The sequence below is a fragment of the Inquilinus limosus MP06 genome (assembly GCF_000767795.1).
GTDB classification, from domain to species: domain Bacteria; phylum Pseudomonadota; class Alphaproteobacteria; order DSM-16000; family Inquilinaceae; genus Inquilinus; species Inquilinus limosus_E.
The window spans coordinates 1-6,296 of sequence record NZ_JANX01000371.1 but is presented as its reverse complement, the minus strand read 5'-3'; the positions used below and the strand labels follow the sequence as shown (position 1 = coordinate 6,296).

The 6,296-nt window shown below is 67.8% G+C and carries 5 protein-coding genes; all 5 read right to left on the bottom strand.

Annotated elements, in window-relative coordinates; all coding sequences use genetic code 11:
* Positions 1-107: 107 nt before the first annotated feature.
* Positions 108-1,322: a calcium-binding protein gene (locus P409_RS36390; RefSeq protein ID WP_052121255.1), complete on the bottom strand. Its 1,215-nt coding sequence runs from the start codon at positions 1,320-1,322 to the stop codon at positions 108-110.
* Positions 1,323-1,526: 204 nt separating this feature from the next.
* A complete protein-coding gene (locus P409_RS23215) occupies positions 1,527-3,230 on the bottom strand; it encodes a calcium-binding protein (RefSeq protein WP_034844294.1) in 1,704 nt (567 codons plus the stop codon).
* 99 nt (positions 3,231-3,329) lie between these two features.
* Complete coding sequence (locus tag P409_RS23210; RefSeq protein WP_152613503.1) at positions 3,330-4,229, bottom strand: lysozyme inhibitor LprI family protein; 900 nt, start codon at positions 4,227-4,229, stop codon at positions 3,330-3,332.
* A 289-nt stretch (positions 4,230-4,518) separates the two neighbouring features.
* On the bottom strand, positions 4,519-5,493 hold the full coding sequence (locus tag P409_RS23205) for a substrate-binding domain-containing protein (RefSeq protein ID WP_034844290.1): 975 nt from the start codon (positions 5,491-5,493) through the stop codon (positions 4,519-4,521).
* A partial coding sequence (locus P409_RS23200; protein ID WP_034844289.1) for an ABC transporter permease occupies positions 5,490-6,296 on the bottom strand: 807 nt, incomplete at its 5' end. The genes P409_RS23200 and P409_RS23205, both read right to left, overlap by 4 nt.

Genomic DNA, 6,296 nt, shown 5'->3' with positions numbered 1-6,296 from the left:
CTGGCCGCCGCCGCGGTCGCCGCGACCGGCGGCGGCCCGGCGCCGGGATAAGGCTCCGGCCGAGAGGCTGTGGGCGCCTCCCTCACCCTCCCGTCGCGCAGACCCGGCTACAGCAGGAAGTCGTCAGCCGTCAGCGTCAGATGGCCGAAGACGACGATCTCGAAATCCGCCACCTTGTCGCCGTTGGCATCGCCGCTCACCACGATGCTGTCGCCCTGATAGCGATAATTCACCTGGCCGTTGTAGTGACCCGGGCTGGGCTCGGTTCCTGTGAAGGCTCCCATCCCGATAAAGGTGAACTCGGTGGCAACCCAGTGGCCGGGACTGGTGCGATACCAGGAGTCCGAGAGATCGATCTTGTCCCCTTCCGCCTGGGAGAAATCCGTGATCACATCGCGGCCCGCCGATCCCGGAAGGCTGTCCTGGATATGGAAGATAAACCGGTCGGCCCCCGTACCGCCCGTCAGCGTGTCCTTGTCCTTGCCCCCGGTCAGCTGATCGTCGCCGGCCCCGCCCTGCAGAACGTCCGGGCCGCCGGTGAGAAGGTATTCGGGTAGAGAGGCGTCGCCGTCTCCATACAGGACGTCGTCGCCATCACCGGCATAGAGGTAATCGCGACCCGGCCCGGCGATGATCGTATCGTTCCCGGCATCGCCGTCGAACCGGGTGCCGGTGTCGTAAAATCCACCGAACAGAAAATCGTCGCCATTGCCGCCTTGCAGCCGCCCTCCATGGTTGACCGCGTCCGGGTCGTCGATGATCAGGAGCTGATCGTTGCCGTCGCCCCCCACCGCCACCCCGCCGTCACCGGTCGGGTATAGATTGATCAGGTCGTCGCCGCCGCGGCCGAAGACATGGCTGCCCGACCAGGCCGTGATCTCATCGTTTCCATTGCCGCCGTCGATGCGGTCCGATGCGCCGCTGCCCCTGATGTTGAAGATCTCGATATTGCTGAACTGCATGCCGTTCGACGCATGGGTGATCCCGCCCGGATCGGTGTTCGTGATCATGACGACGCCGCCGCCATCGCTGGACCCGAGGGTGACAAAAAGGGTGTCCTGGCCGGCGCCGCCATCGATCCGGTCCGCCAGCGATGCTCCGAGATTGACGTCGGTGGCGTAGATGATGTCGTCGCCAGCGCCGCCATCCAGATAATCGTTGCCGCTGCCGCCCAGCAGCCGGTCATTGCCATCGCCGCCGTACAGAACATCGACGGCGCCGGCCCCGGACAGGGTGTCGTTGCCCCCCAGCCCTTCCAGGATATCGTTGACTTGAGTCCCGCTCAGGAAATCTCCGCCGGGCGTGCCAATGAGATGAGCCATCGGATTCTCTCCCAGATATCGAGTTTCTCGCTACAGCCGTCGGGAAGGATGTCATAGCCGGATTGGGATTGGAGTCACGCGCTTCACCGATCCGCCACCCGCCGATGGCGCCTCGGCCTCCGCCCCGCTGACTGACGTCCGGCTCGCCCGGCTCGCGGACGAAGCCCGCCGGGACGGGCTTTTCGCCGACGGGGTGCAGCCGCGCTACAGCACGAAATCGCCGGCCTGAAGGGTCACGGCGCTGCCGAGGACGATGTGGAAGTCGGACTGGCCGTCGCCGTTGACGTCGCCGGCGACGATGCTCTGTCCGCCGACGACGGCGAAGCGCAGCTCGCCGGCATGGTGGGTGTAGAGGCCAGAGCCGATGAAGGTGAAGGCCTGGTCGCCGGCCGCGCCGGTGTCGGCGTCGATCCCCGACAGGTCGATCCGGTCGCCCTGCGCCTGGCTGAAATCGGCGATCACGTCGGCATTGGCACCGACCGCGCTGTCGCCGACCGCGCCATAGGCGAAGACATCGCCCCCCGCGCCCCCGGTCAGCGTGTCCTTGCCGCCGCCGCCGCGGAGGGTGTCGTCGCCGCCCAGGCCGTCCAGCGCATTGGCGCCGGCATTTCCGGTGAGACTGTCGCCGTACGAATCGCTGCCGGCCAGATTCTCGATCGAGATCAGGACATTGCCGTCGGCATGCCCGCCGGTGGCCGTGCCGGTGGAGAGGTCGACCGTGACCGCACCAATGCTGTCGAAGTAGCTGACGGTATCGTTGCCGGCGCCGCCGTCGAGCCGGTCAGCGCCGCCTTCGCCGCGAAGCACGTCGTCGCCGGCCCAGCCCTGCAGCGTGTTGGTGCCAAAATGGCCGATGAGCGTGTCGTTGCCCTGGCTGCCGGAGAGGTTGTCGATCTCCGTCATATAGTCGCCCTCGGCGTCGCCGCCCTCGCCGTAGCCGGTGCTGCCGGCGAGGGTGACCCAGACACCCACCGCGCTGGTGAAGTAGCTGACGGTGTCGATCCCGCCCCCGTAGCCGCCGTGGAAATAGTCGCCGCCGGCACCGCCGCGCAGCACATCGTCGCCGCCTTCGCCGAACAGGTCATTGTCCCCGGCGTCGCCGACAAGCGTGTCGTTGAACTGGCTGCCGGTGAGATTCTCGATCGAGACCAGGATATCGCCCTGGGCGTCGCCGCCGCTGCCCGTGCCGGCGGCCAGGTTGACCGTGACACCGGACGCGCTGGCGAGATAGATGACGGTATCCTCGCCGGCGCCGCCGTCGAGCCGGTCCGCGCCGCCGCCGCCGACGAGGATGTCGGCGCCGTTCAGGCCCTGCAGCACATTCGCGACGGCATTGCCGGTCAGCCTGTCGCCGGCTTGGGAGCCCGCCAGATTCTCGATGCCGATCAGGACATCGCCTGCAGCGACGCCGCCCAGCGCCGTGCCGTTGGACAGGTCGACGATGATTGCGAGATTGCTGGCCGAGTAGTCGGCAGTGTCGTTGCCGGCGTCGCCCATGAGCCGGTCGGCGCCGGCCTCACCGGCGAGGACATCATTGCCGGCCCCACCGGCCAGGATATCATTGCCGTTTCCGCCTTGGAGACGATTGGCCGCGGCATCGCCGACCAGGACGTCGGCGAAGCCGGAGCCGTTGATGTCCTCGATGCCGGAGAGGATGTCGCCCGCGGCATCGCCGGCATAGCCCTGGCTGGCGGACAGGTCGACCCACACCCCGGCCGATGCGTCGAAATAGCTGGCTATGTCGCGCCCGGCGCCGCCGGCGAGATGGTCGGCGCCGGCGCCGCCGCGGAGGACGTCATTGCCGTCGAGACCGCTGAGAGTGTCGTCGCCGGCGAGACCGGCGATGATGTCATCGCCCTCGGTCCCGTCCAGGATGTCGTTGCCCGGAGTGCCTGGAATGATCGCCATGGCTGAGCCCCCCTGTCGTTGTCAGCAAGATCCCGGATCACCGTCCGAGCTCTTTGGGGCGATTTTCGGGATTCGGGATGAACCGGCATCCATGCCGGTCTAAGCCCCCGGGATCATGATGTGCGGCGGCAGCGGCTCGAGCCCCGGCGCGCCGAGATAGCTGACCACCGGCTTCTTCGGATCGTCCTTGCGGTACTCGCCGTAGATCGCCCCGGCCCGGCATTGCCGGTCCATCGCCGGGGTCCGGCCGTCGCGGTTGATCCAGACCTTGGAGCCGACGCGGGTGAAACGGATCAGGGCCGAGGGATTGTCCGGGTCGGCGAGATAGAGACGGTCGCTGCCGCCGATCGCCCCGTCGCGCAGGTCGGGCAGCGGGAAGCGGTCATGCAGGTCCTGGTGGACGCCGGTCAGCGCCAGGGCGCATTCGCGGCCGTTGCGGTCGAGGGTCAGGAACACGTTGACCTCGCCGACATACTGGGCCGGCAGGACGTACATGGTCCAATAAGGGCCGTCGTAGCGGCCGCCCCATTGCGCCGCGTCGATCGAGGCGGTGAGGGTGCGCAGCATGCCGAGCTGCCGCGACTGGATGCAGGCGATGTCGGCGCCGCACTGCTCGACCCAGCGGCGCACGGCCGTGCGCATGGCGCCGGTCTCGGCCCTGCCGACGGCGGCGGGGCCGGCGATCTTCCAGCCCTGGATGCCGTCGAGCTGCCGGTCCAGCCACAGCGCGGTCGGCGACCCGCAGATGGCGCGCTGCGACGGGGTCAGCCGGCCGGAGGCGCAGGCCGGCCCTGCGCCGATCTCGGCGATGGCGTCGGGCGGCGACGGCTCGGGCACCGCCGCCACCCGGGGCATCGGCGGCGTGATGCCGGGGATGGCCGTGCCGGGCCAGGGCACCGCAGTCAGCGGCCCTTCGGTGATCAGCGGCACCGTGGAGTTGGTAACGTTGCCACAGGCGGCCAGAAGAAGGCACGCCATCAGGCGGAGTCCGTGTTTCATGGCCGTTCGTCCCGCTCGTGATCGAGGACAACAGCGACGGCTGGGAAGATCCAGTCGAGCCGGCTTTGAAATCCGCGGCCGGCACACCTCGATTTCGATCAACGCATCGTGTGTCAAATAAATCCTAAGTATGGGATGCTTAAGATAAGGTTAATTGTCGGTTTTGTCTTGAGGGAACCGCAACCAAAAATCAGATAAAGATTTAAGCTTATTTAGCTCATTCCCGGTCGAGTCGATGCCGTTCCCGGGCCGGGCCGGCCGATGCGGCCCGGCCCGGGACACGGCAGGGTCACATCAGCCCGTTCTGCTTCAGGATCTCCGGCGCGTTCTCTTTGGTGATGGTCATGGTCGGCAGGACGATGGCCTTCTCGACCGTCTCGCCCTTCAGCAGCTTCACCGCCTGGCGCAGGCCCTCGGCACCGGGGGTGGGGTACAGGAAGGTCGCCGCCAGCTCGCCCTTGTTGACCCAGACCACGCCCTCGTTCGGCAGGCCGTCGACGCCGACGAACTTGATCTCCTTCTCCCGGCCCGCATCCTTGGCGGCGAGATAGGCGCCATAGGCCATCGGGTCGTTGTGGCCGTAGACCAGGTCGATCTTCTCGAAGTTGCGCAGCGCCGTGGTCATGATGTCGTAGGCCAGGTTCTGCTTCCAGTCGGCCGACTGCTTGTCGAGCAGGAACTTCAGCCCCGTCTCCTTGTCGGCGACGGCATGGAATCCGTCCGACCGGTCGTGCGCCGGCTGGGTGCCCAGGCCGCCCCAGATCTCGACCACGTTGCCGGCCGCCTTGCCCGGGCCGCCCAGCGCCTTGACCACGAAATCGCCGACCGCCTTGCCGATGACGACGTTGTCGCCGCCGATGAACTGGGTGTAGCGCTGGGTGTCGACGTTGCGGTCCAGCACGAAGACCGGGATCTTGGCATCGATCGCCTTGTCCACCACCCCGGTCAGCCCGGCCGATTCCTTCGGCGAGATCAAGAGGGCGTTGACCTCCTGCCGGATGAAGTTCTCGACATCGGCCACCTGCTTCTCGGTCTTGTCCTCGGCGTCGGCGATCAGCAGCTCCACCTCCGGATGCTTCTCGGCCTCGGCCTTGATGTCCTTGTTGAACTGCACCCGCCACGGTTCCAGCGTCGTGGCCTGGGAGAAGCCGATGCGCCACTTCTTGTCGGCGGCGCGGGCCGGGGTCCAGCCCGCCGGCAGGTGCAGGGTGACGCCGGCGCCCAGCGCCAGCGCGGTCGATTTCAGAAGATCGCGACGGTTCATGGTTGCGTTCCTTCCCGATGGATCAGCGAGGATCCTTGTTGGCCCGTCGCCTCGGTCCGGGCGGCGGGGTCCCGCCGGGCTGTGCGCGCCGTGCGGAACGGCGCCAGCAGATCGGCCAGGTTGCGCTCCTGCAGCAGCACAGTGACGATGATGATCGCCCCCTTGAACACCAGCTGCAGGTTGGAGTTGATGTTGTGGAGCTGCAGGATGTTCGACAGCAGCCCGAAGATCAGGACGCCGACCAGCGTGCCGGCCAGGGCGCCGCGGCCGCCCATCAGGCTGGTGCCGCCGATCACCACCGCGGCGATGGCGTCCAGCTCCAGCCCCGCCCCGGCATCCGGCTTGCCCTGGCGGTACTGGGCGACATAGAGGATGCCGGCCAGGGTGGCCAGCATGCCGGAGAAGGCGTAGGCGGCGATCTTCACCCGGTCGACCGGGATGCCGGACAGGCGCGCCGCCTCCTCATTGCCGCCGATGGCGTAAACGTAGCGGCCGAACACGGTCAGGCGCAGCAGCACGGCGAAGACCGCGACCGCGGCCAGGAAGAACAGGCCCGGCACCGGCAGCACGCCCCACAGCATGCTGCGCAGCAGCTCGATATCCTCGGTGGCGTTGGTGCCGGCATAGACCGGCAGCACGGCGCTGTCCTGGCCCGCGGTCAGGCGCGACAGGCCCAGCATGCCGACCATCATCGCCAGGGTGACGATGAAGGGCTGCAGCCGCCCGGCGACGATGATGGCGCCGCTGACCGCGCCGACCGCGAGGCCGGCGCAGGGCACGGCAACCAGCAGGGCGGGGACGCC

Bases quoted from the DNA above. Each gene is read 5' to 3' on its own strand.
- P409_RS36390 (WP_052121255.1), bottom strand. From the start codon at position 1,322: ATGGCTCATCTCATTGGCACGCCCGGCGGAGATTTCCTGAGCGGGACT.
- P409_RS23215 (WP_034844294.1), bottom strand. From the start codon at position 3,230: ATGGCGATCATTCCAGGCACTCCGGGCAACGACATCCTGGACGGGACC.
- P409_RS23210 (WP_152613503.1), bottom strand. From the start codon at position 4,229: ATGAAACACGGACTCCGCCTGATGGCGTGCCTTCTTCTGGCCGCCTGT.
- P409_RS23205 (WP_034844290.1), bottom strand. From the start codon at position 5,493: ATGAACCGTCGCGATCTTCTGAAATCGACCGCGCTGGCGCTGGGCGCC.